The sequence below is a fragment of the Streptomyces sp. NBC_01210 genome (assembly GCF_036010325.1).
Taxonomy (GTDB): Bacteria; Actinomycetota; Actinomycetes; order Streptomycetales; family Streptomycetaceae; genus Streptomyces.
Genome location: NZ_CP108549.1, coordinates 3563535 through 3586191, shown reverse-complemented (window position 1 = coordinate 3586191; position 22657 = coordinate 3563535). Strand labels below are relative to the sequence as shown.

Sequence of the window (22657 nt, the reverse complement as noted above, 5' to 3'; positions counted from 1 at the left end):
GTCAGTTCCGTACCGCGCCGAAGCCCGTCGGGCGCGGGCCGTCTCCGGCCAGGCGTACGGCCGCGGGGGAGCGGCGGCCGGTCGGAACGAGGCAGGTGATCAGGTGGTACGAGCCGATCTGGCGCGGAGTGTCCACGCGTGGTCGATCCGTCTGTGCTCGTTCCATGTGCTAATCCCCCGTCGACAAGACAACATCAGCAGAGCCTACCGAGTGCCCGAGCGCGGGTTCGCCGGGAGGTGGATGGCTGCGCTACGCATTTGCTCGTCGGCCTCCTACGACCTTCTGGGTCATTCGCATGGCGAAACCGCAGGGCAAGTGATTGGCCCCAAGCGCGGGTAACCGCCCCCACTCGTGCGGCGGAGGGGCCTGAAGGTCAGGGCGGGCACGGGAGCAGCACTCATGCCGGGACGGACAGGGCGGTCAGATCTTCGGCTGTGAGGAGGAACAGACGGTCGCCTTCCGCCGACATAAAGTGAATTGGCCATTCCTGCGGGTGGAACCATGCGCGCTCACCGGTGTCCTTGCGGACTGCTGCGACTCCCAGGGCGGGGTCCTCGAGGGCACGCGCATAGACGAATCGGCCGTGGACCAGCGGACCCACCTCGGACGATGTGCGGAACTTCAGTTCGTGCGTCCAGACCTTGGCGCCGTCGCTCACGCGCCGACAGTGGAGGATGTTGCCGTCGATCGCGTAGACAAAGGCTCCGGAGACGGTCGCCGGGCTCCAGCGGTTCTTGTTGAGGAGTCCCTGCATGGAAATGGACCACACCTCCTTGCCGTCGCTCAGCCTCACTGCCTTCAATGTGTCGTTGCCCAGCAGGACCAAGTCCTTGTGTATCGCCGGTGTCGTGGACAAGAGAGCCAGGTCATTGCGGGCCCACACCTTCTTGCCCGTACGAGTGTCGAGAACGGCCGCATCACCCGTCGCGCTGTGGAGGGCAAGCCGCTTCCCGGCAACGGCGCCGTGGGCTATGGCCTCGATGTTGGCGCGGACCGGTGAGGGGACGATCCACCGCTGTTTGCGCGTTGCCAGGTTGTAGCAGCGGATCTCTTCGCCGTAGTGGACGTACAGGGACTCATCGTCCATCGCGATCAGCGTTTCCCACCCCGCGTAATCCGACCATCTCTCCGTTCCAGTGGAAGGGTCGAGACCGAATGGCTGGCCGTGGCTGCTCGCAAGGATCAGCCCGCCGGGCAGGGCGAGGAAGCCCTGCTGTGCGTTGAATTCGGGCTTCGCCCACCTCTGCTTTCCGCTCCCGGCGTCGTACGCAGCGATGCCCTCGTCCGGCATGCCGACGACCACGACGCCTCCCACCGGCAACGGCGGCGGGCTCAACACGTCCGCGACCTTCAGTGGTCCCCACAGCACCACCGGTTCCGTACGGGTCTTCAGAGCGTTCTTGTCCGCCCCGTCGTCCTCCTTGCCGTTCCCCATCAACCAGGCGGTGGTTCCGCCGCCGGCCGCCAGCACTGCCGCCCCCGCCGCCAGGCCTACCAGCAGCCGCCGCCGGCTCGGCGCGGCCGGTACGACCGTCCCGGGGAGGGTGGTCTGCGTTTTCGCTTCCGCCTCGCGGTGCTGGATGTCGGCGGCCATGGGCCCCTGCCGCCAGATTCGTTCGGCGCCTCGCGGTGGTGCGAATGCCGTACGGATCTGCGGCGGGAGGGGACGGTGGGCCGGATCCTTCGCCAGGCACGGCCCGATCAGTACGCGCAAGTGCTCCGGGATGTGGCCGAGGGACGGCTGCCCGTGCACGACTTCGTACTGCACCGCGGCCACATGCGCGCCTTCGTACGCCTGGCGCCCGCTCGCCGCGTACACCAGCACGGCTCCCAGAGAGAAGACGTCCGCCGCTGTTCCGACGCGCTGTCCCAGCACTTGCTCGGGGGCTCCGTAGCCCGGTGTCACCGGGGTCTGGCCCGTGGTGGTCAGAGTGAGTCCGTGCTCGGGCCGTGCGATGCCGAAGTCGATAATGCGAGGGCCCCGCGAGGTCAGCACGATGTTCGAAGGCTTGAGGTCGCGGTGGATCAGCCCGGTGGCGTGGATGTCGTGGAGCGTGTCGGCGAGCGAGGCGGCGAGCGCGCGGAGGGCCGGCTCGGCGAAGGGGCCGTACGCCTGCACGGCCTGGTCCAGGGTCGGTCCCGCCAGGAACTCCGATGCGATCCAGGGACGGCCGCCCTCGGTCTGGGCCGCGAGGACACGCGCCACCCCCTTGCTCACCACCGCCCGGGCGGCTTCGGCCTCGCGCAGGAAGCGCTGCACCAGATGCTGGTCATGGGCGAGTTGAGGCAGCAGGACCTTGATGGCCGCAGCCCTGCCCTGGCTGTCGTGACCGAAGTACACCTGGCCCATGCCGCCCGCGCCGAGTACGCCGACAAGACGGTACGGGCCGAGGCGAAGGGGGTCGCCGGGGCCGAGGGGGTTCATCAGGGTTGCCTTCCGGGTCGTTCAGTCCTGGTCCAGCCGGACGGCCACGACCAGATCGTCGCCCACCCCGATGAGCCGCGCGGCGCGTTCGTGGAGGACGAAGGACGAGGGACTGGGGCTGAAGGTCCAGTCCTTCTTGTACGAAGTGATATTGACGGCGCCGAGTTGCGTGCCGTCCGAGCTGAAGACGTGGGCGCCATGGATGACGGGCGGGATACGGAGCGCGGGGAACTGGTTCCTGGGCTGCTCCTCCCAGCGCAGATTCCCGTCGGACGCGTCCAGGCCGACGAGCCCGCCCTGGAACTCCGTCACGTACACCACGCCGTCCTTCACCGCCGGTGTGCCGTACGCACGGGCGTCCGCGGTGACGATGCTGTCGCGCCCCTTGCCGAACCGCCAGGCTACGGAGCCGTCGGAGAGGCGCAGAGCCAGGGCCTCGTTGGCCCCGAAGTACACATGCCGACCGTCCACCGCGAGCTCGCCCGGGAGGAGAACACTCGTGTCCGTCTCGTTCCTGGCCACGGTCGCCTTCCACAGCTCCGCACCCGTACGGACATCCCTGGCGCTGACTTCGAGGGCGTTACCGGTGGCGGCCTTCCGGCACAGTACGAGCCGGTTGCCGCTGCGGGCGGAGACGATGGTCTCCTCGAGCACGCCGATCCGGTACGAACGCAGGGGCGTGCTCCACAGCTCCTTGCCGGTACTCAGGCTCACGGCCATCACGTGCCAGCTCTTCTCCTGCACCGGGCCGGGGTCGCCGGGCGTTCCCTTCCGGGCGGCGAGGTAGAGCGTGCCGTCGGCGATGTCCAGCAGGTGGGCCTGCTGGACGGGCTTGTCGAACTTCCCGAACGCGGTGAGCGGCGCTGTGCGGCCATCGGTGACGTTCACGCTGTGCGGGGACAGCTGGTGGCCGTGCGAACCGCCGGGGAGCAGCGCGTAGATCCGGGCTCCGTCCGAGTGCAGCTGCCAGCCCTGCTTGAGGTCCTTGTTGAGCCACCGCTGCTTTCCGCTCGTGGCGTCCAGGCTCAGGAGCCCCTCGTCGGTGGGCAGTACGACGCTGTCGGCCACGGCCATCGGCGGGACCCTCGTCAACTCGCTCTTGATCGTCCGGCGCCAGGCCTCGCGTGGGTCGATGGTCTGCGGGGGTGGCGTGCTGGACGGGGTGCCCGAGGCTGTGGGGCCTGTGTCCGGGGCGTCGTTGTTGAGCCAGGCCCAGGCGCCGAAGGCTGCGGTGGCTGTGCCGAGGACCGAGCCCCCACCGATGGTGAGGAGTTTGCGGCGGGTCATGCCGGGGCTTGTCGGTGAGGGGACCGTGGCTGCGTAGGGATCGCTCCCCGGTGTGGGGAGTCGATGGGGCTTGTACAGCCAGACGTCTGACGCCCGGTGGACAATCTCCGCGAGGAGGGTGTCGGGGAGATGGTCGGCGAATTCGCCCTGACCGTCGTGGAGTTGGGCGGCGAGTTCCAATGTGGTGGGGCGTCGGCCGGGATCTTTGGACAGGCAGCGGGTCAGGATCGGGACCAGGGCATCGGGGACACCCGTCAGATCAGGCTCTGCGTAGCGGACGCGGTAGAGGAGGTCGGCGGCCTGGCCGGCGCCGAACGGGCCGTGGCCCGTGGCGGCGTAGGTCAGGACGCCCGCGAGGGCGAAGAGGTCTCCGGCGGGAGTGTGTTCCTGGCCGGTGGCCTGCTCCGGTGACATGAAGGCGGGGGTGCCGGCCGCTGCTCCCGTACGGGTCAGACGGTCGTCGCCTGCAGCTCTGGCGATGCCGAAGTCGATGATTTTGGGGCCGTACGCCGTGACCATCACGTTGGAGGGCTTGAGGTCGCGGTGCACGACGTCGGAGGAATGCAGCTGGGTGAGGGCTGCGGCGAGGGCTGCTCCCAGTGCCCGGACCGACGTCTCCGGCAGTGGGCCGCAGAGGGTTACTGCGTCGTCGAGGGGCGGGCCGAGGACGTACTCCGTGGCCAGCCAAGGGGTTTCGGCGAGTGGGTCGGCGTCGACGACCGTTGCTCCGTGGTGGCCGCCGATGATGCGGGCCGCGTCGGTCTCGAGGCGGAAGCGGGTGCGGGAGGCCGGGTCCGAGGCGATGCCCGCGTGCATCGTCTTCAGCGCGACGGTGCGGCCGCCGTGAGAGCGGGCCAGGTAGACGGTTCCCATACCGCCGCTGCCCAGGCGGGCGATCAGGCGGTACGCGGCGATCGCGAAGGGATCATGGTGCGTCAATGGGGAGAGCACTGGTCAGATCCCGGGAAGCCGGTCATACGCAGCAGCACATTGCGGCAGGGCTGTGCGCAGTCGTCCCATGTGTGAATCCCCCTAGGTGTCCCCAACAGCATCAGGAGCTTACTCAGCGGCCCGACAGACGTTTGGCGGGGTTGCCTTCCGCTCGGAAGGAGTTGTGGATCACTTTGTCGGCCGGGCGGGCTCGGCAGCGAGGGTGGACGTACTCAATTGCGTACGTAATCAAGGGCGACGGCCCGAGTGGTGCTGCTGAGCACCCGAATAAGTGCGGGTGCTCAGGGAAGCTGGTGATCCATACTCATCCGGGCCCGTGTCCTGAGCGGCAGGGTTGGTACGAGATCCCCCACGTTCGGGTGGCATGCCCGCGGAATGAGGTGCGCACCGATGACTCAGCCGCCGTATCAGGGTCCTCAGGACTGGCCCGGGCAGTACGGGCAGCCGGGTCCGCAGGATGCGCGGCCGGGGGGGCCGCCGGTTCCGCCTCCGCCGCCGGCGCAGCCGCCGCAGGCTCCGCAGTATCCGCCGAACCAGCCTGCGCAGTACGGCGCGCCCTACGGTCCGTACGGTCAGCAGCCTTCGCCGTACGGGACTTACCCGCCTCCTCCGCCGGCCCCGTCCGGTGGCCGTAAGACCGCTTTGATCGTCGCTGCGGCAGTCGTGGCCGTCGCCGTCATCGGTGGTGTCGTCTGGTTTGCCACGTCGGGCGGAGGTGACGACGACAAGCCTTCGGCCAACGGGAGTTCACAGGCCGGCGCGAGCCCGTCCGTCAGCGTGCCGGAGAGCGAGGACCCGGCGGTCGAGCCCAGCGAGACCCCGAGTGAGGAAGAGTCCGACATCGGTGCCAAGCCGACCGGGACCGGCATGGAGGGTATGTGGAGGTCCGACTCCGGCGGCGGGGTCCTCGGGCTGAAGGAGAGCGTGGACACCGAGAAGCCGGACAAGGTCTCGGTCATCCTGGTCTCCGGTGGACTGCAGTGCCGGGGTATCCGGAAGGTCGAGGAGCCCGGGAAGAAGTACCAGATCGCCTTGCTCTGCGAGCGGGACGGCAAGCCCGTCAAGAACGAGGACCGTGCCGGGGACCTCACGTACGGCGGCGGGGACTCGGTCAGCGTCAGCTGGTTCAAGGGCAAGAGCGGTACGGAGACGTTCACGCGTTACGGCGACTGGCCCAAGAGCTGAGATCGCTTGAGCGGCGGGTGGTTGGCATACGCACGAGCATCCGCGCCCCGAAGATTGAGTGAGAGCTCTCTGGTCGCGCCGTAACAGCCCTGCGCATCAGACGGGCCAGGTCGGACGAGGGCGGGGTGTACGTCCCGGGCGTCGGCGATCAGCCGGGCACGGCCATTCCGGCGTACGGCCTGACGGCCACGGCCGACGCGGGCTCTGCTGACGCACGCGCCCGCGCACGGGTGAGAGCAGGAAGCGCACGACCGAGCCCGCGCCTGCGACCGCGGCGCCGGTCCGGTCCAGCCGGGTCCGGTTCGGTCCGGTCCGGGCGATGAGTTTCGCCAGCCCTGGCGGTCTACCTCGGTGAGGCAGTCGCCCCCCGACCGGCAAAGGAGAACCCTCATGCAGAAGATCACGACCTTCCTGTGGTTCGACAACCAGGCTGAGGAAGCCGCGCAGCACTACACGTCGATCTTTGACGACTCCCGCGTGACCGACGTACAGCGGTACGGAGAAGCCGGACCGGGCGAGCCGGGAACAGCCATGATCGTCACCTTCGAGCTCGCGGGACAGAAGTTCATCGCGCTCAACGGCGGCCCGCAGTTCACCTTCAACGAAGCCATCTCGCTCTACGTGGACTGCGCGTCGCAGGAAGAGGTGGACGAGCTGTGGGCGAAGCTCAGCGCCGGTGGGGAGGAAGGGCCGTGCGGCTGGCTCAAGGACAAGTTCGGGCTGTCGTGGCAGATCATTCCGAAGGCGCTGACCGAGCTGCTGAGCGACCCTGATCCGGTCAAGTCCCAGCAGGTCATGAAGGCCATGCTCGGGATGCAGAAGATCGACGTCCAGGGGCTGAAGGACGCCTACGCGCAGTGAACGGGCGCGAGGGCCGTGTCCGACCTTCCGTACCGTCCCGGATACGGTCCCCGCATGCTCGAAGAGCCGAGTTCGGCCGTCGTCCTCGCTTGCCCGGGGGCAACCCCCGGCCCTCGTTATTGGCCGACCCTTCCGTCGACGCACTCGCGCAACAGGTCGGCGTGCCCGCAGTGACGGGCGTACTCCTCGATCCTGTGCACCATCAGCTCCCGAACTGCGATCCCGTCCTTCCCCAGACGCTCGCTCAGATCCGGGTGCTCGGCCAGCGCGGCGTCGGTCGCGGCCTGCTCGCGCTCCAGAGCGGAGTACGCAGCGTCGACCTCGGCCTGCTCGGCGACAGCTCCGTCGAAGTCCGCGTCACCCTCGCCGTACAGCTTCGGCAGCGGATCACCGTCGCTGATCCAGTTGCGCCAGTCCCGTTCCACCTCGACGAGGTGCCGAAGCAGGCCGAGCAGCGACATCGTCGACGGCGGAACCGACCGACGGGCCAGTTGCTCCGCATCCAGGCCCTCGCACTTCATCCGCAGGGTCATGCGGTAGTTCGTCAGGAAGTCCTGCAGCGTCGCAAGCTCGCCGTCCGGACTGGCACCCTCGCTGTTGCGGGGGTCGTCGTCCGGGTCGGCCCACATGTCGGGGTAGGTGGTTGCCCGGCTCCATCGTGCGGGTTGGTCACTCATGCGTTCCATGTTCGTCCGCGAGGGCCCGAGCTCGCCAATGATTTCCCGGGGCTGAACGGCCAACTGAGACGGGAACCGAGACGGACCAACAGACGTGCGGCACCCTTTCCGGGTGCCGCACCTTTGTTTTGCCTGTTCAGGCAGTAGAGGCCGTGGCGGGAATCGAACCCACGTAACTCGCTTTGCAGGCGAGTCCCTCAACCACTCGGGCACACGGCCGTGTGACTCCAATGCCTCGATCGTAGGCGGGGCGGTGGCACGGCTCAAGGGCCCCGCGCGGGCTGCAACACGACTGCCATACGGCGTTCATGGTCGTACGACCAAGGGACGAGCGGAGTCCCGTCCAGCGACAGGGTCCATCCCGCTCCACGCCCCTTACTCTGTGGCCCATGACCGCCCTCGAACCCAGTGACGCCGAGGTCACGCCGCCGCCCGCGGACAGAGCCGCAGCCCCCGCCGCCCCGGACGACGACCGGGGCGGCGTTCTCGGCAGATCGCATCGCGCGCTCAGTGTCGGCATCGTCTCCGTCGTCGTGCTGATCGCCTTCGAGGCGACCGCCGTCGGCACCGCGATGCCGGTCGCGGCGCGGGAGCTGCACGGCATCCCCCTGTACGCCTTTGCCTTCTCCGCGTACTTCACCACCAGCCTCTTCGCGATGGTGCTCTCGGGGCAGTGGGCCGACCGCGACGGGCCGCTGCGGCCGCTCGCCACCGGGATAGCGGCCTTCGGCGCGGGGCTGCTGCTGTCCGGGACCGCGAATGCGATGTGGCTGTTCATCGTCGGGCGGGCGGTCCAGGGGCTCGGCGGCGGGCTGGTGATCGTCGCGCTGTACGTGGTTGTCAGCCGCGCCTACTCGGAACGGCTGCGGCCGTCGATCATGGCCGCGTTCGCCGCGAGCTGGGTGGTCCCCTCGGTCGTGGGCCCGCTCGCCTCCGGGACCGTCACCGAACACCTCGGCTGGCGCTGGGTGTTCATCGGTATCCCGGTACTCGTCGTCTTCCCGCTGGCGCTCGCGCTGCCCGCGATCCGGCGGATGGCGTCCGGGCCCGCCGATCCCTCCGCGCCGTCGCAGCCCTTCGACAGGCGGCGGATCCGGCTGGCGCTGGGCATCTCGGTGGGTGCCGGACTGCTGCAGTACGCAGGCCAGGATGTGAGGTGGCTCTCGCTGCTCCCGGCTGCGGCAGGCGCGGCGCTGCTGGTGCCTGCGGTGCTCGGGCTGCTGCCGCGCGGGACGTACCGGGCGGTGCGGGGGCTGCCGTCCGTCGTGTTGCTGCGGGGTGTCGCGGCCGGGTCCTTCATTGCGGCGGAATCCTTCGTACCGCTGATGCTGGTCACTGAGCGCGGGCTGTCGCCGACGATGGCCGGGTTGTCGCTGGCGGTCGGCGGGGCGACCTGGGCGCTGGGCTCGTACGTACAGGCCCGGCCGCGTCTCGAGCCGCACCGGGAGCGGCTGATGGTGCTGGGCATGGTGCTGGTCGCGGCGGCGATCGCGACCGCGCCGAGCGTGCTGATCGCTTCGGTTCCGGTGTGGATCGTCGGGGTCGCGTGGGGGGTCGGCTGCTTCGGCATGGGCATGGTGCTCGCTTCGACGAGCGTGCTGCTGCTGAAGCTGTCGGCGCCGGAGGAGGCGGGCGCGAACTCGGCGGCGCTGCAGATCTCGGACGGGCTGTCGAACGTCCTGCTGCTGGCGGCGGGCGGCGCGGCCTTCGCGGCGCTCGGCGGGGGAGCGGTGGGGACGGCGCACGTTGCGGTGGGGGCTTCGGGCTCGCACCCGGGGGCGTTCGCGGCGGTGTTCCTGCCGATGGCGGCCGTGGCGCTGGTGGGGGCGTGGGTCGGGACGAGGTGCGATGTGAGCTGAGTCGCACCCTGGGCGGACCCGGCCTCGTTTGGCCGGGCCCGCCCGTCGCTCCCCGGTAGGGTGGCCCGGTTGTCGTATCTGATCCCGTGCTGCCGAGAGCCTTGAACCGGAGACCGTGACTACTACCGCCTCCCACCACCTCTCACCCGCCTTCCCCGGGCGTGCGCCCTGGGGTACCGCCAACAAGCTGCGTGCCTGGCAGCAGGGCGCCATGGAGCGCTATCTCCAGGAGCAGCCACGGGACTTCCTCGCCGTCGCCACCCCCGGCGCCGGCAAGACCACCTTCGCGCTCACCCTCGCCTCCTGGCTGCTGCACCACCATGTCGTGCAGCAAGTGACCGTCGTCGCCCCCACCGAGCACCTCAAGAAGCAGTGGGCGGCCGCGGCGGCGCGGGTAGGGATCAAGCTGGACCCGGAGTACAGCGCCGGGCCGCTGAGCAAGGAGTACCAGGGGGTGGCGGTGACGTACGCCGGTGTCGGCGTACGGCCCATGCTGCACCGCAACCGCTGCGAGCAGCGCAAGACCCTCGTCATCCTCGACGAGATCCACCACGCCGGTGACTCCAAGTCCTGGGGCGAGGCGTGCCTGGAGGCGTTCGATCCCGCGACCCGGCGGCTCGCGCTGACCGGTACGCCCTTCAGGTCCGACACCAATCCCATTCCCTTTGTGCAGTACGAGGAGGGGAACGACGGGATTCGGCGGTCCGCCGCGGACTACACGTACGGCTATGGCAATGCGCTGGGCGACGGCGTCGTCCGGCCCGTGATCTTTCTGAGCTACAGCGGCAATATGCGCTGGCGCACCAAGGCCGGTGACGAGATCGCCGCCCGCCTCGGCGAGCCGATGACCAAGGACGCCATCTCCCAGGCCTGGCGCACCGCTCTCGATCCGCGTGGCGACTGGATGCCGAATGTGCTCCGGGCTGCCGACAAGCGGCTGACGGAAGTCAGGAAGGGCATCCCGGACGCCGGCGGTCTCGTCATCGCCTCCGACCAGGACTCGGCCCGTGCGTACGCCAAGCTGATCCGCGAGATCACCGGCACCAAGGCGACCATCGTCCTCTCCGACGAAGCCGCCTCCTCGCAGCGGATCGAGGAGTTCAGCGAGAACGAGGACCGCTGGATGGTCGCGGTCCGCATGGTGTCCGAGGGCGTCGACGTGCCGCGTCTCGCGGTGGGGGTGTACGCCACCACCATCTCGACGCCGCTCTTCTTCGCGCAGGCCGTGGGGCGTTTTGTACGGTCCCGGCGGCGCGGCGAGACCGCGTCCGTCTTCCTGCCGACCATCCCGAACCTCCTCGGCTTCGCAGGCGAGATGGAGGTCGAGCGCGACCACGTGCTCGACAAGCCGAAGAAGGACGGCGACGAGGACCCGTACGCCGAGTCCGAGAAGGAGATGGCGGAGGCCGAGAAGCAGCAGGACGAGGACACCGGGGAGCAGGACATGCTGCCCTTCGAGGCCCTCGAGTCCGACGCGGTCTTCGACCGGGTGCTGTACGACGGCGCCGAGTTCGGTATGCAGGCGCACCCGGGGAGCGAGGAGGAGCAGGACTACCTCGGCATCCCCGGGCTCCTCGAACCCGATCAGGTGCAGCTGCTCCTCCAGAAGCGCCAGGCACGGCAGATCGCGCACAGCCGCAAGAAGCCCGACGACGAGGCGGATCTGCTGGAACTGCCCGCCGAGCGGCGGCCCGTGGTCTCCCACAAGGAGCTCCTCGAACTGCGCAAGCAGCTGAACACGATGGTCGGCGCGTACGTCCACCAGAGCGGAAAGCCGCACGGCGTCATTCATACGGAGCTGCGGCGGGTGTGCGGTGGGCCGCCGAGCGCGGAGGCGACGGCAGGGCAGATCCGGGAGCGGATCAAGAAGGTGCAGGAGTGGGCCACGCGTATGCGGTGAGCTCGTGGGCCGGTGAGCTCGTGGGTCGGTGAGCTGGTGGGCTCGTGGGTCGGTGAGCCGGCGGGTCGATGGGCCGGTGGGTCGGTAAGCGGTGTCGCGTGTACGGATGTCGAACAGGGCCCGGGTGCACGAGTCCGCCCCGGCCCCGCTCATCCCGCGGGACAAGCGAGCGGCGCCCGGATTCTGGACGAGGTCTTCCGCTGAGCGAACCTGGTCGCTACTGTCCCCGCATTGCATACGCCCCGTGGCAGCGCCGCCGCGGAGCGCAGCCGGTGTGCCTGTCCTGCCGGCGGCCTCTGGGGTGCGTCGCCGTGGGACCGGTGTCGCAGTTTCCGTCGAGGACCGCCGTCACTCACTCCGAAGGAGAGGGCGTCGTGACCGCGGAAACCTCCCAGACGCTCGACAGAGGACTACGTGTCCTCAAGCTGCTCGCCGACACCGACCACGGGCTGACCGTCACCGAGTTGTCCACCAAACTCGGCGTCAACCGCACCGTCGTCTACCGTCTGCTCGCCACCCTGGAGCAGCACGCCCTCGTCCGCCGTGACTTGGGCGGCCGCGCCAGGGTGGGCCTCGGCGTGCTGCGCCTGGGCCGCCAGGTGCACCCGCTGGTGCGGGAGGCCGCGATGCCGGCCCTGCGCTCACTCGCGGAGGACATAGGGGCCACGGCTCATCTCACCCTCGTCGACGGCGCGGAGGCCCTTGCGGTCGCCGTCGTCGAGCCGACCTGGACGGATTACCACGTCGCCTACCGGACGGGCTTCCGTCATCCGCTGGACCGGGGCGCGGCGGGCAAGGCGATCCTCGCGGCCCGGCAGAGCAAGTCGAACGAGCCCGGGTACACGCTCACCCACGGCGAACTGGAGGCGGGCGCGAGTGGTGCGGCCGCGGCGCTGGTGGGGGTGACGGGGATAGAGGGCAGCGTGGGCGTGGTGATGCTGGCGGACTCGGTGCCGGAGAGGGTGGGGCCGAGGGTGGTGGACGCGGCGCGCGAGGTGGCGGACGCGTTGCGCTGACGCGGGTTCCCTTGCGGGGTGTGCGCTGGGTTGCCCGGGGTGCGGGTTCCCTTGCGGGTTTGCCCGGGGCGCGGAAACCCTTGCGGGACGCGGGTCTCGGGTCCCGGGTGGATTGGGCGTGCCGGTCTTGCGCGGTGGCCGTGCGGGGCCGCTCCGGGGCTCGTATGCGGGACTGCGCTGCATCCGATATGCGGCTCCGCCGCGTGGTCACCGCGCTTCGCGCGAGCTGCGACGTCTTACGTCCCGGACACGACCCCTGCGCGTTCCTGACCCGGTGAACGTTTCCACGCTCCCGGCAGGAGCGGCCGGCTCCCCGGCCGGGTCTCGGGTCCCGGGTGGATTGGGCGTGCCGGTCTCTTGCGCGGTGGCCGTCCGGGGCCGCTCCGGGGCTCGTATGCGGGACTGCGCTGCATCCGATATGCGGCTCCGCCGCGTGGTCACCGCGCTTCGCGCGAGCTGCGACGCCCTACGTCCCGGACATGACCCCTGCGCGTCCCCTGACCCGGTGAACGTTTCCACGCTCCAGGCAGGAGCGCCGCACCGCCCGGCCGTGCGGACGGCCCGCACTCTCTGCAGGGCGTCCGCACGCTTGCAACCATGGGCAACGGTCAGCCGGCCCGGCCCCCACGGGCGGCGGGCACGCCTGCGGCCGGTGGGGGCCGGCCGGCTACCTCGGGCACCCGCCCCGCCGCAGCCCCCGCGCCCCCACTCCGGCGGCAGATAGATTGACACCGTGCTCTCCAGTCTCACGCGCCCCCGCGCCATCGCCCTCTGCGCCCTCCCCGTCGTCGCGCTCTTCGCCGTCGCCGGGCTCGCGCCGCTGCCGTATGCCGTCGCGGAGCCCGGGATGACCGCGAACGTGCTCGGCAAGGACCAGGGCAAGCCGATCATCACCGTCTCCGGTGCTCCCACACGTAAGACCGAAGGTGCGCTGCGGATGACGACGATCGTGGCGACCGGGCCGTCCGCCGAGGTCGGCCTCGGCGATGTCGTCGACGCATGGTTCAGCACGAACCGCGTGATCCTGCCGCACGACTCCGTCTATCCGTCCGGCAAGTCCGACGAGGAGATCGCCAGGCACAATGTCGAGGACATGGAGAAGTCGCAGGACGTCGCCACCCAGGCGGCGCTCTCCTATCTCCACAAGGACCCGTCGACGGTGAAGGTCAAGCTCCATCTCGCCGATGTCGGCGGGCTCAGTGCCGGGCTGCTTTTCTCGCTCGGCATCGTCGACAAGCTCGTCGGCGACGGCGCGGGCGGCGATCTCACCGGTGGCCGCAATATCGCCGGTACGGGCACGATCACCGCCGACGGCAAGGTCGGCGCGGTCGGTGGAGTGTCGCTGAAGACTCAGGCCGCCAGGCGCGACGGGGCGAGCGTCTTCCTCGTTCCCAAGGACGAGTGCGCCGACGCGAAGGCCGAACTGCCCGGTGGGCTGCGGCTGATCCCCGTCACAACGCTGCAGGGCGCGGTGGACTCCCTTCGGGCGCTGGAGAAGGGCGGGAAGGTTCCGAGCTGCTGAGGTCCGCAGCCGAAGGAGTCCGTCCCGTGTGTGTCCCTGCCCGCCCGCCCGCGTCCATCTCCCGCCAGCTCGGGAACACCGCCGGAGCCAGCGTCGCCAGGAAGTACGCCCCGCCGAAGACGAGTAGCGCGGTCGCAAGTCCTGCCTGCTCGATGAGGTAGCCCGCCGCCAGGCCGCCGAGCGGCGCGGTCAGCAGCACTCCCGCGGTGGTTACGCCCGCGACCCGGCTGCGCAGTTCCTCGGGGACGCGCTCGTACATGATCGTGGTGAGGATCGGGTTGAGCATCCCGGCACCCAGCCCGCCCACCGCCATTGTCACGGCGAGCGGCGCCGTGCCGTCCACCAGCGCCGCCACCACGTACCTCGGCAGCCCGCAGAGGATGAACGCGCCGGTGAACAGCGCCCGCCGCGGGAAGCGGTGCCCGATCGCGCCGTAGAGCAGCGCGCCGAGCAGGGCGCAGCCGCCGAAGGCCGCGACCAGCAGGCCCAGGTCCCGGGCGCCGCCGAGGTCTTCCTTGGCGTGCACCGGCAGCAGTACTGAACTCCAGCCCTGGTCAAGGCCGTTCGTGAGCATCACCATGACCATGACGCCCAGCAGCAGCCGGGTGCGCAGCAGGAAGGCATACCCTTCGCGCAGCTCGGCCCGGTACGCGGCGAGCGAGACGGGTGCCGCCCGCCGCCGGGGCTCGGCCGCGCTCAGCCCCCGTACGCCCAGGAAGATCAGCAGTGCGGATCCGCAAAAGGTCGCGGCGTCCAGCAGCAGCACCGCCTCCGCGCCGGTCAGTGCGATGAGGAGGCCGGCCAGTGCCGCCCCTGCCATCCTGGCTCCGCGCGAGACCGCGTCGAAGAGGCTCGCGGCCCGGGCGAGGGGCGTGCGAGCCGCCTTCGCGAGGTCGGGTATAAGGACATATCGTGCGGTTTCGCCGGGTGCGTGGAAGAGTCCGGTGACGGCCATCAGTGCGCAGAGCATCCAGAATTCGAGTGCGCCCGCGTAGTGCAGCAGCGGGATCGCGGCGAGCGCCAGCGCGCAGAGGAGGTCCGAGGCGATGCTGACCCGGCGACGGCCGATCCGGTCGATGACCGGACCGCCGGTGAGCGCCGAGACGACGACCGGCAGGGTCGCACAGAAGGCGACCAGGCCCGCCTTGCCGGGGCTGCCCGTGGTCTGCAGCGCGAACCACGGGACGCCGATGAGAGTGAGTGAATTGCCGGTGATCGACACGGCGTTGGCCGCCAGCACGGTGGCGAGCGGCCCGCGTCCCCCCTTGGCCGTCATGCGATACGTGCGGCCGGCGCGGGCTGCTGCTGCACCAGGCGCAGCCCCAACTCGACGAGTGTCCAGCCCAGTTGCGTACGGAGGTCCTCGCGCGGCGGGCGATGCGTGCGGGCCCTGTCCCGCAGCTCCGCGGCGCGCAGGTCGTGCAACCGCAGATGTATGTCGGAGTGCATGGCCGGTGGTTCCCCTCAGTCGGTGGAGCGCGGGAAGGCGTGCAGGTGCATACGGACCTGGGCGGCGTCCTCGGATTCAGCACTCGGCGCCAGGTCCCGGTAGCTCTCGATGAGTTCGTGGACCTTCTCGTTGAGCTCCTGGGCCTGTGCGGGAGTCAGTCGCAGGGTCCAGTCGCTCAGGTCCGAGCTTCTGCGCCACTCGTCGGGCCACTCGCGTGCGGTGCCGAGCCAGGTGCCGACCTCCTGGGTGTGCATGGTCGCGACCTCGTGCATATAGAAGTCCGCGGCGCCGCGCACCGCCGGGTCGGGGTCGGTGAACAGGGAGTCGTCGAAGCTTGTCCCGTCCACCGAGGCCTTCCACCAGCGCTCCCGGCCCTTGCCCCGCTCGGGGTCGTCCTCGACAAAGCCGTGCGCGGCGAGCTGGCGCAGGTGGTAGCTGGTGGCACCGCTGGACTCGCCCAGTTTGTCGGCCAGTTGGGAGGCGGTGGCGGGCCCGTCGTGCCGCAGGGCGGACAGCAGGCGCATCCGTAGCGGGTGGGCGAGGCCGCGCAGGGAGCGTGGGTCGAGCGGGCGGTAGTTGCGCGGTACGGACTCGGGCATGTTGCAAAGGTAGTCTTGCAAAGGAGTGGTTGCAAGGGTTTCTTTGCAACCACTCCTTTGCAGCCTGGGACCCGGCGGTCCCGGAGCCGGCGACGTTGAGGCCGGGCGGCTAGCCGCGCGACGTTGAGGCCGGGCGGCTAGCCGTTCTTGATGAAGCCCTCCTGGATCAGCCAGTCCTTCGCCACCTTGTGCGGGTCCTCGCCCTCCACATCCACCTTCCCGTTGAGCTCCTGGGCGATCTGCGTCGTCAGCCTCGCGCTCAGCGGGTTGAGCAGGCTCGCGATCACCGGCCACTTCTCGATCGTCTTGCTGTGGATCTCCGGCGCCGCGTTGTAGTTGGGGAAGAAGTGCTTGTCGTCCGCGAGGGTGTCCAGATCCATCGCCTTGATCCGGCCGTCCGTGGTGTACGCCTCGCCGAGCAGGCACGAGTTGGACTTCGACACCTGTGTGTAGATGATCCCGGCGTCCATCTTCATGATGTTCCCGGCCGGGATCTCCATCCCGTACGCCTTCTCCATGCCCGTCAGCCCGTCCTCGCGCGAGGCGAACTCGTTCTCCACGCAGAGCGTTACCGCCGACGGGTCTTTCTTCGACAGCTCCGCCAGGTCCGACATCGTCCTGAGGTGGTACTTCGCGTTGTTCTTCTTGCTGATCGCCAGCGTGTAGGTGTTGTCGAGCGTGGACTGCGGCAGCCAGGTGACGCCGTTCTTCAGATCCTCGTTGTGCACCGCCTGCCACTGCGCCTGCGGGCTGACGATCGGCTTCTGGTGCCCCAGATACGTGATCCAGGCCGTGCCGGTGTAGTCGTACATCGCGTCCGCGTCGCCGCCGACGATCGCCTCGCGCGCACTGATCGAGCCGGGCAGATTCGTACGGTCCAGAACCTCCGCGCCCGCCGCCTTGAAGATCAGGCCGATCATCTGGCCGAGGATGATGTTCTCGCTGAAGTTCTTGGAAGTGACGGTCAGCGAGGCGCCCTTGAGCGGTGCGCCTTTGCCGACCGAACCCGGTGCCACATCGTCCACCAGCGGCGAACCGCTCTTGAGGCCGCAGCCGGTCAGGCCCGTCAGGCCCGTCAGGGTCAGCGCCAGTGCCGCCGCCCCGCTCAGCGCCGCGCGTGGGCAGCGCATCACGCCTCCAGCCCGTGCGGCGTGAGCAGCAGCTCGGCCAGCGAGGCCAGCCAGTCCACCAGCAGCGCAAGCGCCACGGTCAGCACCGAGCCGAGGATGAGCACCGGCATCCGCTGGGTCTGGATACCCGAGGTGATCAGGTCGCCCAGGCCGCCGCCACCGCCGAAGGTGGCCAGCGTGGCCGTGCCGACATTGAGGACCAGGGCCGTACGTACGCCGGCGAGGATCAGCGGTACGGCGAGCGGCAGTTCGACCTTGCTCAGCGTGCCCATCGCCGACATACCGATCCCGCGCGAGGCCTCCACCAGCTGCGGATCGATCGCCTTCAGGCCCGCCACCGTGTTGGAGAGCACCGGCAGCACCGCGTAGATCACCATGCCGACGATCGCCGTCGACGGGCCGATACCCAGCCAGATCACCAGCAGTGCCAGCAGGCCGATGGCCGGGGTCGCCTGTCCGACGTTGGCGATCGCGGTGACGAGCGGCGCGGCCCTGCTCAGGCCCCGCCGGGTCAGCGCGATGCCCAGGGGGATCGCGATGATCAGCACCCAGAAGGTGGAGATGGCGGTGAGCTGGATCTGCTGCCACAGCCGCAGCTGCACATTGCCGCCCGACAGGGAGTTCTCGGCGATCGCGTCGAGGTGGATGTTGGAGATCCACAGGAAGGTCACCAGCAAGACGACGACGACCACGGCCGGCAGCACCACCAGCTTCTGCCAGGTGATCCGCCGCTTCGGCGCCGGAGCCGGTGGCGGGGGTTCCTCCTCGTCCGGGAAGGCATGGCCCAGGACGTCGTGCTCGCCGGGCGGGCCGGCGGGAGCTGTACTCATCCGCCCGCACCGCCCTCCAGCTCCACCTCTGTCTGGTGGTGGCGCAGCTCCTCCAGATCGTGCTGGTGCTCGATGGCGGTGAGCCGGTCGGCCTCGAGCATCTCGTGTACGGAGTTCATCAGCGTCTCCATGTCGACGACGCCGATGTACTCGCCGCGCCGCCCGGTCACCGCGACCCGCCCGCTGGAGTCCAGGAGCACCGCCTCCAGCGCGTCGTGCAGTGTCGCGTCCCGGGTCACCGTGTCGTGCACCAGCTGCCCCGCCCTGGCCAGCGACCCCTTGGCGCGCATCAGATCGCCGCGCCGCAGCCATTTGTACGGACGGTTCCGCCGGTCCAGCATCAGCACCTCGTTGTGCGGGCCCTTGCGCAGCTTGTTGAAGACAATCTGGAGGGGATCGTCCACGGTCACCGTCGGGAACTCCGCGATCTCGACATCTCGCACCCGGGTGAGATTGAGCCGCTTGAGTGCCGCACCCGCGCCGACGAAACCGGAGACGAAGTCGTCCGCCGGATTGATGAGGATCGCCTCCGGAGTGTCGAACTGCGCGATGTGCGAACGCTCCCGCAGCACCGCGATCCGGTCCCCGAGCTTGATCGCCTCGTCGAAGTCGTGCGTGACGAAGACGATCGTCTTGTGCAACTCGTGCTGCAGTCTGATCAGTTCGTCCTGCAGATGATCGCGGGTGATCGGGTCGACGGCCCCGAACGGCTCGTCCATCAGCAGTACGGGAGGATCCGCGGCGAGCGCCCGCGCGACGCCCACCCGCTGCTGCTGGCCGCCCGACAGCTGCCGCGGATAGCGCCCGTGGAACTCCCGCGGATCCAGCCCCACCAGATCGAGCATCTCCTCGACCCGGTCCTTCACCTTCGACTTCGGCCAGCCGACCATCTTCGGTACGAGGGCGATGTTCTCCGCGACCGTCATATGCGGGAAGAGACCGGAGGACTGGATCGCGTATCCGACCTTCCGCCGCAGCTTCACCGGGTCGATGTCGGTGACGTCCTCGTCGCCGATCCTGATGCGGCCGGACGTCGGTTCGATCAGCCGGTTGATCATCTTCAGCGTGGTCGACTTACCGCAGCCGGAGGGACCCACGAGGATCACCGTCTCGCCCGCCTTGATCTCCATCGACACGTTGTCCACCGCCGGGTCGGGGCTCCCCGGATAGCGCTTGGTCAGGCTCTCCAGCTCGATGGAGGCCCCGGAAGCGGCGGATTCAGGCACGGATCCCCCTCGAGATGGTGAGACGGCCGATGCCCACGTACGCGGAGTCGAAGAGCAGGGCGAGGATCACGATGCCGATCGTCCCCGCGAGTACCTGGTTGAGCGCGTTGGCGCTGCCCAGCGAGGCGATGCCGCGGAAGATCTCATTGCCGAGGCCGGGCCCGGAGGCGTACGCGGCGATCGCGGCGATGCCCATCAGCATCTGCGTGGAGACCCGGATGCCGGTCAGGATCGGCGGCCAGGCGAGCGCCAGCTCCACTCTGAGGAGCCGGGAGACCCTGGCCATCCCGATCCCCTTGGCGGCGTCCACGAGCGAGGGGTCCACGCCGCGCAGCCCGACGACGGAATTACGGACGATCGGCAGCAGCCCGTACAGCGTCAGGGTGATCACGGTCGGCGGCACCCCGAGGCCCACCATCGGGATCAGCAGACCGATCAGGGCGAGCGAGGGGATGGTGAGGAACATCGCTGTCGACGTCATGGCGAGGTTGCCGCCCCAGCCACTGTGATAGGTGACGAGGCCGATCAGCACACCGAGAAGCGTGGCGATCACCATGCACTGGAAGACGACGCTGGCGTGCTGGTAGGCGTCGGTGAGCAGCTGCTGGTGGTTGGTGACCAAGTAATCCCAGAAGCTCACACCGTCACCTCAGACGCTTTCGTCCTCCGCGGCCTGCTCCACCAGCGGAATGATCCGCAAGGGCACGGGATTCTCCATGACGATCGCTGTCGAGGCCCGCACGATGCCATCAAATCCGACAACACGGTCGATCACACGTTGGAGATCGGCGTTGGAGCGGGCGACAAGCCGGCAGAGCATGTCGCCGTGGCCGGTGGTGGTGTGCAGCTCGAGCACCTCGGGGACGCCCGCCAAATGGGCGCGTACATCGGCCCCTTGCCCCTGCTTGATCTCCAGCGTGGCGAAGGCGGTCACCGGGTAGCCGAGAGCCGCCGGATCGACGTTCGGGCCGAAACCGCGGATGACTCCATTGGACTGAAGGCGGTCCAGCCGCGCCTGCACGGTCCCACGGGCCACACCGAGACGGCGGGACGCCTCGAGTACGCCGATCCTCGGCTCACGCGCGAGCAGCACGATGAGCCGGCCGTCCAGATGATCGATCGCCATGACGTCTCCCGAATGGTCATCATGTACAGATAGCCCGGTCATGCTCCCTGATTGCTGTGCATATTGCCCAGCAGAAACACAAACTATTGCGCACCTTGTGGATCGGGGGGAGCCTGCCCGTATGACTGAGACCATCGATCACACCCCGACCACCGCGCGTAAGGCCGACCCCTTCCCGGTGAAGGGAATGGACGCGGTCGTCTTCGCCGTCGGCAATGCCAAGCAGGCCGCGCACTACTACTCCACGGCCTTCGGCATGAAGCTCGTCGCCTACTCCGGACCGGAGAACGGCAGCCGCGAGACCGCGAGTTACGTCCTCACCAACGGAGCCGCCCGCTTTGTGCTGACCTCCGTGATCAAGCCCGCCACCGACTGGGGCCGCTTCCTCGCCGACCATGTCGCCGAGCACGGTGACGGCGTCGTCGACCTGGCCATCGAGGTGCCGGACGCGCGCGCCGCGTACGCGTACGCCACCGAGCACGGCGCCCACGGCATCACCGAGCCGTACGAGATCAAGGACGAGCACGGCACGGTGGTGCTGGCCGCGATCGCCACGTACGGCAAGACCCGGCACACCCTCGTCGACCGCTCCGGCTACGACGGCCCGTACCTGCCCGGCTTCGTCGCCGCCGACCCGATCGTCGAGCCGCCGGCCAAGCGCACCTTCCAGGCCATCGACCACTGCGTCGGCAATGTCGAGCTCGGCAGGATGAACGAGTGGGTGGCCTTCTACAACAAGGTCATGGGCTTCACCAACATGAAGGAGTTCGTGGGCGACGACATCGCCACCGAGTACTCCGCGCTCATGTCGAAGGTCGTCGCCGACGGCACGCTGAAGGTGAAGTTCCCGATCAACGAGCCGGCGATCGCGAAGAAGAAGTCGCAGATCGACGAGTATCTGGAGTTCTACGGCGGGGCCGGCGTCCAGCACATCGCGCTCGCCACGAACGACATCGTCGCGACCGTACGTTCCATGCGGGCGGCGGGAGTCGCGTTCCTGGACACCCCCGACTCGTACTACGACACGCTCGGCGAGTGGGCGGGCGAGACCCGGGTGCCCGTCGAGACGCTGCGCGAGCTGAAGATCCTCGTCGACCGTGACGAGGACGGCTATCTGCTGCAGATCTTCACCAAGCCGGTCCAGGACCGGCCGACGGTCTTCTTCGAGATGATTGAGCGGCACGGCTCGATGGGCTTCGGCAAGGGCAACTTCAAGGCGCTCTTCGAGGCGATCGAGCGCGAGCAGGAGAAGCGCGGAAATCTGTAACCGGGGCTCCGCCCCAACCCGCCTCAAACGCCGGCCAGGCTGGATTTCCGCCTGTCCGGCGTTTGAGATCATGCGGCCGAAGGCCGACAGCCCGCCGCAGGCGTGCCACGATCCGCCGGGCACCCCTACGCTGGACGCATGGCCAGGATGAATGACGTCGGCGGCATGCAAGGCTTCGGGCCCATCGACACCACCGACGACGCCGAGCCCTTCCACGCCGACTGGGAAGCCAGGGTCTTCGCCCTGAACCGCGCCCTCATCGTCGGAAAGGTCTTCAACCTCGACGAGTTCCGCGACGCGATCGAGTCCATGCCGCCCGCCGAATACCTCGCGGCCTCGTACTACGAGCGCTGGTTCCACGCCATCGTCAGCCTCCTGGAGCGCAAGGGCGTCATCGCGGCGGGTGAGCTCGATGACTGATGCGACCACCGACCGCTTCGCGCCGGGCACGCGGGTGCGGACCGTGCACCACGATCCGCCGCACCACACCCGGCTGCCCCGCTACGCCCGCGGCAAGCACGGCACGGTCGTCGAGCCCGAGGGCCGCTCGCCGCTCGCCGACGTGCGCTCCCAGGGGCGCGAGGACGCCCCCGTCCAGCAGGTCTACGCCGTACGGTTCGCGGCCCGGGAGCTGTGGGGCGACGGCGACCACCACGTCGTACTGGACCTGTTCGAGAGCTACTTGGAGGACGACCAGCCGTGACCGGAACCCACTCCGACGCCCTGATCTCCCGCCGCGTACGCCGCCTCGAGACGCTCCTGGAGGAGCGCGGCCTCGTCGCGGGCGCAGCGCTCGACGAAGCCCTCGACGCCTTCCTGAGCGGCGCCTCCCCGGCCAACGGGGCGCGGGTGACGGCCCGGGCCTGGGTCGACGCGGACTTCCGCGCCCGGCTGCTCGCCGACGGGACCGCGGCCGTCGCCGAACTCGGCCTGTCCTCGGGAGGAGTCCAGCCACAGCGGCTGCACGTCGTCGAGAACACCGAGCGCACGCACAACGTCATCGTCTGCACGCTCTGCTCCTGCTACCCGATCCGGCTGCTGGGCCCGTCCCCGAGCTGGTACAAGAGCGAGGCCTACCGCTCCCGGGTGGTCCGCGAACCCCGCGCCGTACTGGAGGAGTTCGGCCTGCGTCTGCCGCCCGACACGGAGATCACCGTCTGGGACTCCACCGCGGAAACCCGCTACATGGTCCTGCCCCGCCGCCCGGCCGGCACGGAGTCCCTGACGGAACCGGAACTGGCGGCACTGGTGACCCGCAACGCCCTGATCGGCACGGCGGCGGTCTAGGACGGGGGCGGACAGGCGACTGCCCCAGCCAGGCAGGTGCCGGACTCGTCCGCCGACG

At 69.3% G+C, this 22657-nt stretch carries 22 protein-coding genes and 1 tRNA gene; 10 read left to right on the top strand and 13 right to left on the bottom strand.

All coding sequences use genetic code 11. The features are described from left to right. Position 1 precedes the first annotated feature (1 nt). From OG735_RS16225 to OG735_RS16215, 3 genes are all read right to left on the bottom strand, one after another. Positions 2-136 carry a hypothetical protein gene (locus OG735_RS16225; RefSeq protein ID WP_327323886.1) on the bottom strand — a complete coding sequence of 45 codons (135 nt, stop codon included), beginning with the start codon at positions 134-136 and terminating at the stop codon, positions 2-4. Between the two features lie 262 nt (positions 137-398). Beyond that, positions 399-2426 carry an outer membrane protein assembly factor BamB family protein gene (locus tag OG735_RS16220; protein ID WP_327323885.1) on the bottom strand — a complete coding sequence of 676 codons (2028 nt, stop codon included), beginning with the start codon at positions 2424-2426 and terminating at the stop codon, positions 399-401. 21 nt (positions 2427-2447) lie between these two features. Beyond that, the gene (locus OG735_RS16215; protein WP_327323884.1) at positions 2448-4664 is read right to left on the bottom strand and encodes a protein kinase domain-containing protein; all 2217 of its coding nucleotides are present in this window, start codon (positions 4662-4664) and stop codon (positions 2448-2450) included. Between the two features lie 663 nt (positions 4665-5327). On the opposite strand from OG735_RS16215, the gene OG735_RS16210 reads away from it, so the two are divergent. Further along, entirely contained in the window at positions 5328-5849 is a 522-nt protein-coding gene (locus OG735_RS16210; protein WP_327323883.1) for a hypothetical protein, read from the top strand. 390 nt (positions 5850-6239) lie between these two features. Beyond that, complete coding sequence (locus tag OG735_RS16205; RefSeq protein ID WP_327323882.1) at positions 6240-6710, top strand: VOC family protein; 471 nt, start codon at positions 6240-6242, stop codon at positions 6708-6710. Between the two features lie 116 nt (positions 6711-6826). On the opposite strand, the gene OG735_RS16200 is transcribed toward OG735_RS16205, so the two are convergent. Beyond that, positions 6827-7387 carry a DinB family protein gene (locus OG735_RS16200; RefSeq protein WP_327323881.1) on the bottom strand — a complete coding sequence of 187 codons (561 nt, stop codon included), beginning with the start codon at positions 7385-7387 and terminating at the stop codon, positions 6827-6829. Positions 7388-7534: 147 nt separating this feature from the next. Next, positions 7535-7606, bottom strand: a tRNA-Cys gene (locus tag OG735_RS16195). A 170-nt stretch (positions 7607-7776) separates the two neighbouring features. Between OG735_RS16195 and OG735_RS16190 the strand changes: the two genes are divergently transcribed. From OG735_RS16190 to OG735_RS16175, 4 genes are all read left to right on the top strand, one after another. Further along, positions 7777-9246: an MFS transporter gene (locus OG735_RS16190; protein WP_327323880.1), complete on the top strand. Its 1470-nt coding sequence runs from the start codon at positions 7777-7779 to the stop codon at positions 9244-9246. Positions 9247-9361: 115 nt separating this feature from the next. Continuing rightward, the gene (locus OG735_RS16185) at positions 9362-11146 is read left to right on the top strand and encodes a DEAD/DEAH box helicase (protein WP_327323879.1); all 1785 of its coding nucleotides are present in this window, start codon (positions 9362-9364) and stop codon (positions 11144-11146) included. Between the two features lie 374 nt (positions 11147-11520). Beyond that, positions 11521-12162, top strand: a complete 642-nt coding sequence (locus OG735_RS16180; protein ID WP_327323878.1) for an IclR family transcriptional regulator — start codon at positions 11521-11523, stop codon at positions 12160-12162. Positions 12163-12895: 733 nt separating this feature from the next. Beyond that, a complete protein-coding gene (locus tag OG735_RS16175; RefSeq protein ID WP_327323877.1) occupies positions 12896-13684 on the top strand; it encodes a S16 family serine protease in 789 nt (262 codons plus the stop codon). Here the strand turns inward: OG735_RS16175 and OG735_RS16170 are convergent. The 8 genes from OG735_RS16170 to OG735_RS16135 form a co-directional block, all read right to left on the bottom strand. After that, positions 13614-14960: an MFS transporter gene (locus OG735_RS16170; RefSeq protein ID WP_327323876.1), complete on the bottom strand. Its 1347-nt coding sequence runs from the start codon at positions 14958-14960 to the stop codon at positions 13614-13616. The two genes, OG735_RS16175 and OG735_RS16170, sit on opposite strands and share 71 nt — an antisense overlap. After that, positions 14957-15133 carry a hypothetical protein gene (locus OG735_RS16165; protein ID WP_327323875.1) on the bottom strand — a complete coding sequence of 59 codons (177 nt, stop codon included), beginning with the start codon at positions 15131-15133 and terminating at the stop codon, positions 14957-14959. The genes OG735_RS16170 and OG735_RS16165 overlap by 4 nt, the downstream gene beginning before the upstream one ends. 15 nt (positions 15134-15148) lie before the next feature. Further along, entirely contained in the window at positions 15149-15733 is a 585-nt protein-coding gene (locus OG735_RS16160) for an ArsR/SmtB family transcription factor (protein ID WP_327323874.1), read from the bottom strand. A gap of 137 nt (positions 15734-15870) precedes the next feature. After that, on the bottom strand, positions 15871-16863 hold the full coding sequence (locus OG735_RS16155) for a glycine betaine ABC transporter substrate-binding protein (protein ID WP_327323873.1): 993 nt from the start codon (positions 16861-16863) through the stop codon (positions 15871-15873). Further along, a complete protein-coding gene (locus tag OG735_RS16150; RefSeq protein ID WP_327323872.1) occupies positions 16863-17693 on the bottom strand; it encodes an ABC transporter permease in 831 nt (276 codons plus the stop codon). Before OG735_RS16150 ends, OG735_RS16155 begins: the two co-directional genes overlap by 1 nt. After that, the gene (locus tag OG735_RS16145) at positions 17690-18919 is read right to left on the bottom strand and encodes a betaine/proline/choline family ABC transporter ATP-binding protein (RefSeq protein WP_327323871.1); all 1230 of its coding nucleotides are present in this window, start codon (positions 18917-18919) and stop codon (positions 17690-17692) included. Before OG735_RS16145 ends, OG735_RS16150 begins: the two co-directional genes overlap by 4 nt. Further along, a complete protein-coding gene (locus OG735_RS16140) occupies positions 18912-19559 on the bottom strand; it encodes an ABC transporter permease (protein ID WP_327323870.1) in 648 nt (215 codons plus the stop codon). The genes OG735_RS16145 and OG735_RS16140 overlap by 8 nt, the downstream gene beginning before the upstream one ends. A gap of 9 nt (positions 19560-19568) precedes the next feature. Further along, positions 19569-20045, bottom strand: coding sequence for an Lrp/AsnC family transcriptional regulator (locus OG735_RS16135; RefSeq protein ID WP_326650172.1), 477 nt, complete (start codon positions 20043-20045; stop codon positions 19569-19571). A gap of 121 nt (positions 20046-20166) precedes the next feature. Here OG735_RS16135 and hppD point away from each other — a divergent pair, with 121 nt between their 5' ends. The 4 genes from hppD (at position 20167) to nthA (ending at position 22599) form a co-directional block, all read left to right on the top strand. Then, complete coding sequence (hppD, locus tag OG735_RS16130; protein ID WP_327323869.1) at positions 20167-21312, top strand: 4-hydroxyphenylpyruvate dioxygenase; 1146 nt, start codon at positions 20167-20169, stop codon at positions 21310-21312. Between the two features lie 138 nt (positions 21313-21450). Continuing rightward, positions 21451-21732, top strand: a complete 282-nt coding sequence (locus OG735_RS16125) for a hypothetical protein (protein WP_327323868.1) — start codon at positions 21451-21453, stop codon at positions 21730-21732. After that, positions 21725-22015, top strand: coding sequence for an SH3-like domain-containing protein (locus tag OG735_RS16120; protein ID WP_327323867.1), 291 nt, complete (start codon positions 21725-21727; stop codon positions 22013-22015). Before OG735_RS16125 ends, OG735_RS16120 begins: the two co-directional genes overlap by 8 nt. Beyond that, positions 22012-22599, top strand: coding sequence for a nitrile hydratase subunit alpha (gene nthA / locus OG735_RS16115; protein ID WP_327323866.1), 588 nt, complete (start codon positions 22012-22014; stop codon positions 22597-22599). The genes OG735_RS16120 and nthA overlap by 4 nt, the downstream gene beginning before the upstream one ends. Positions 22600-22657 lie beyond the last annotated feature (58 nt).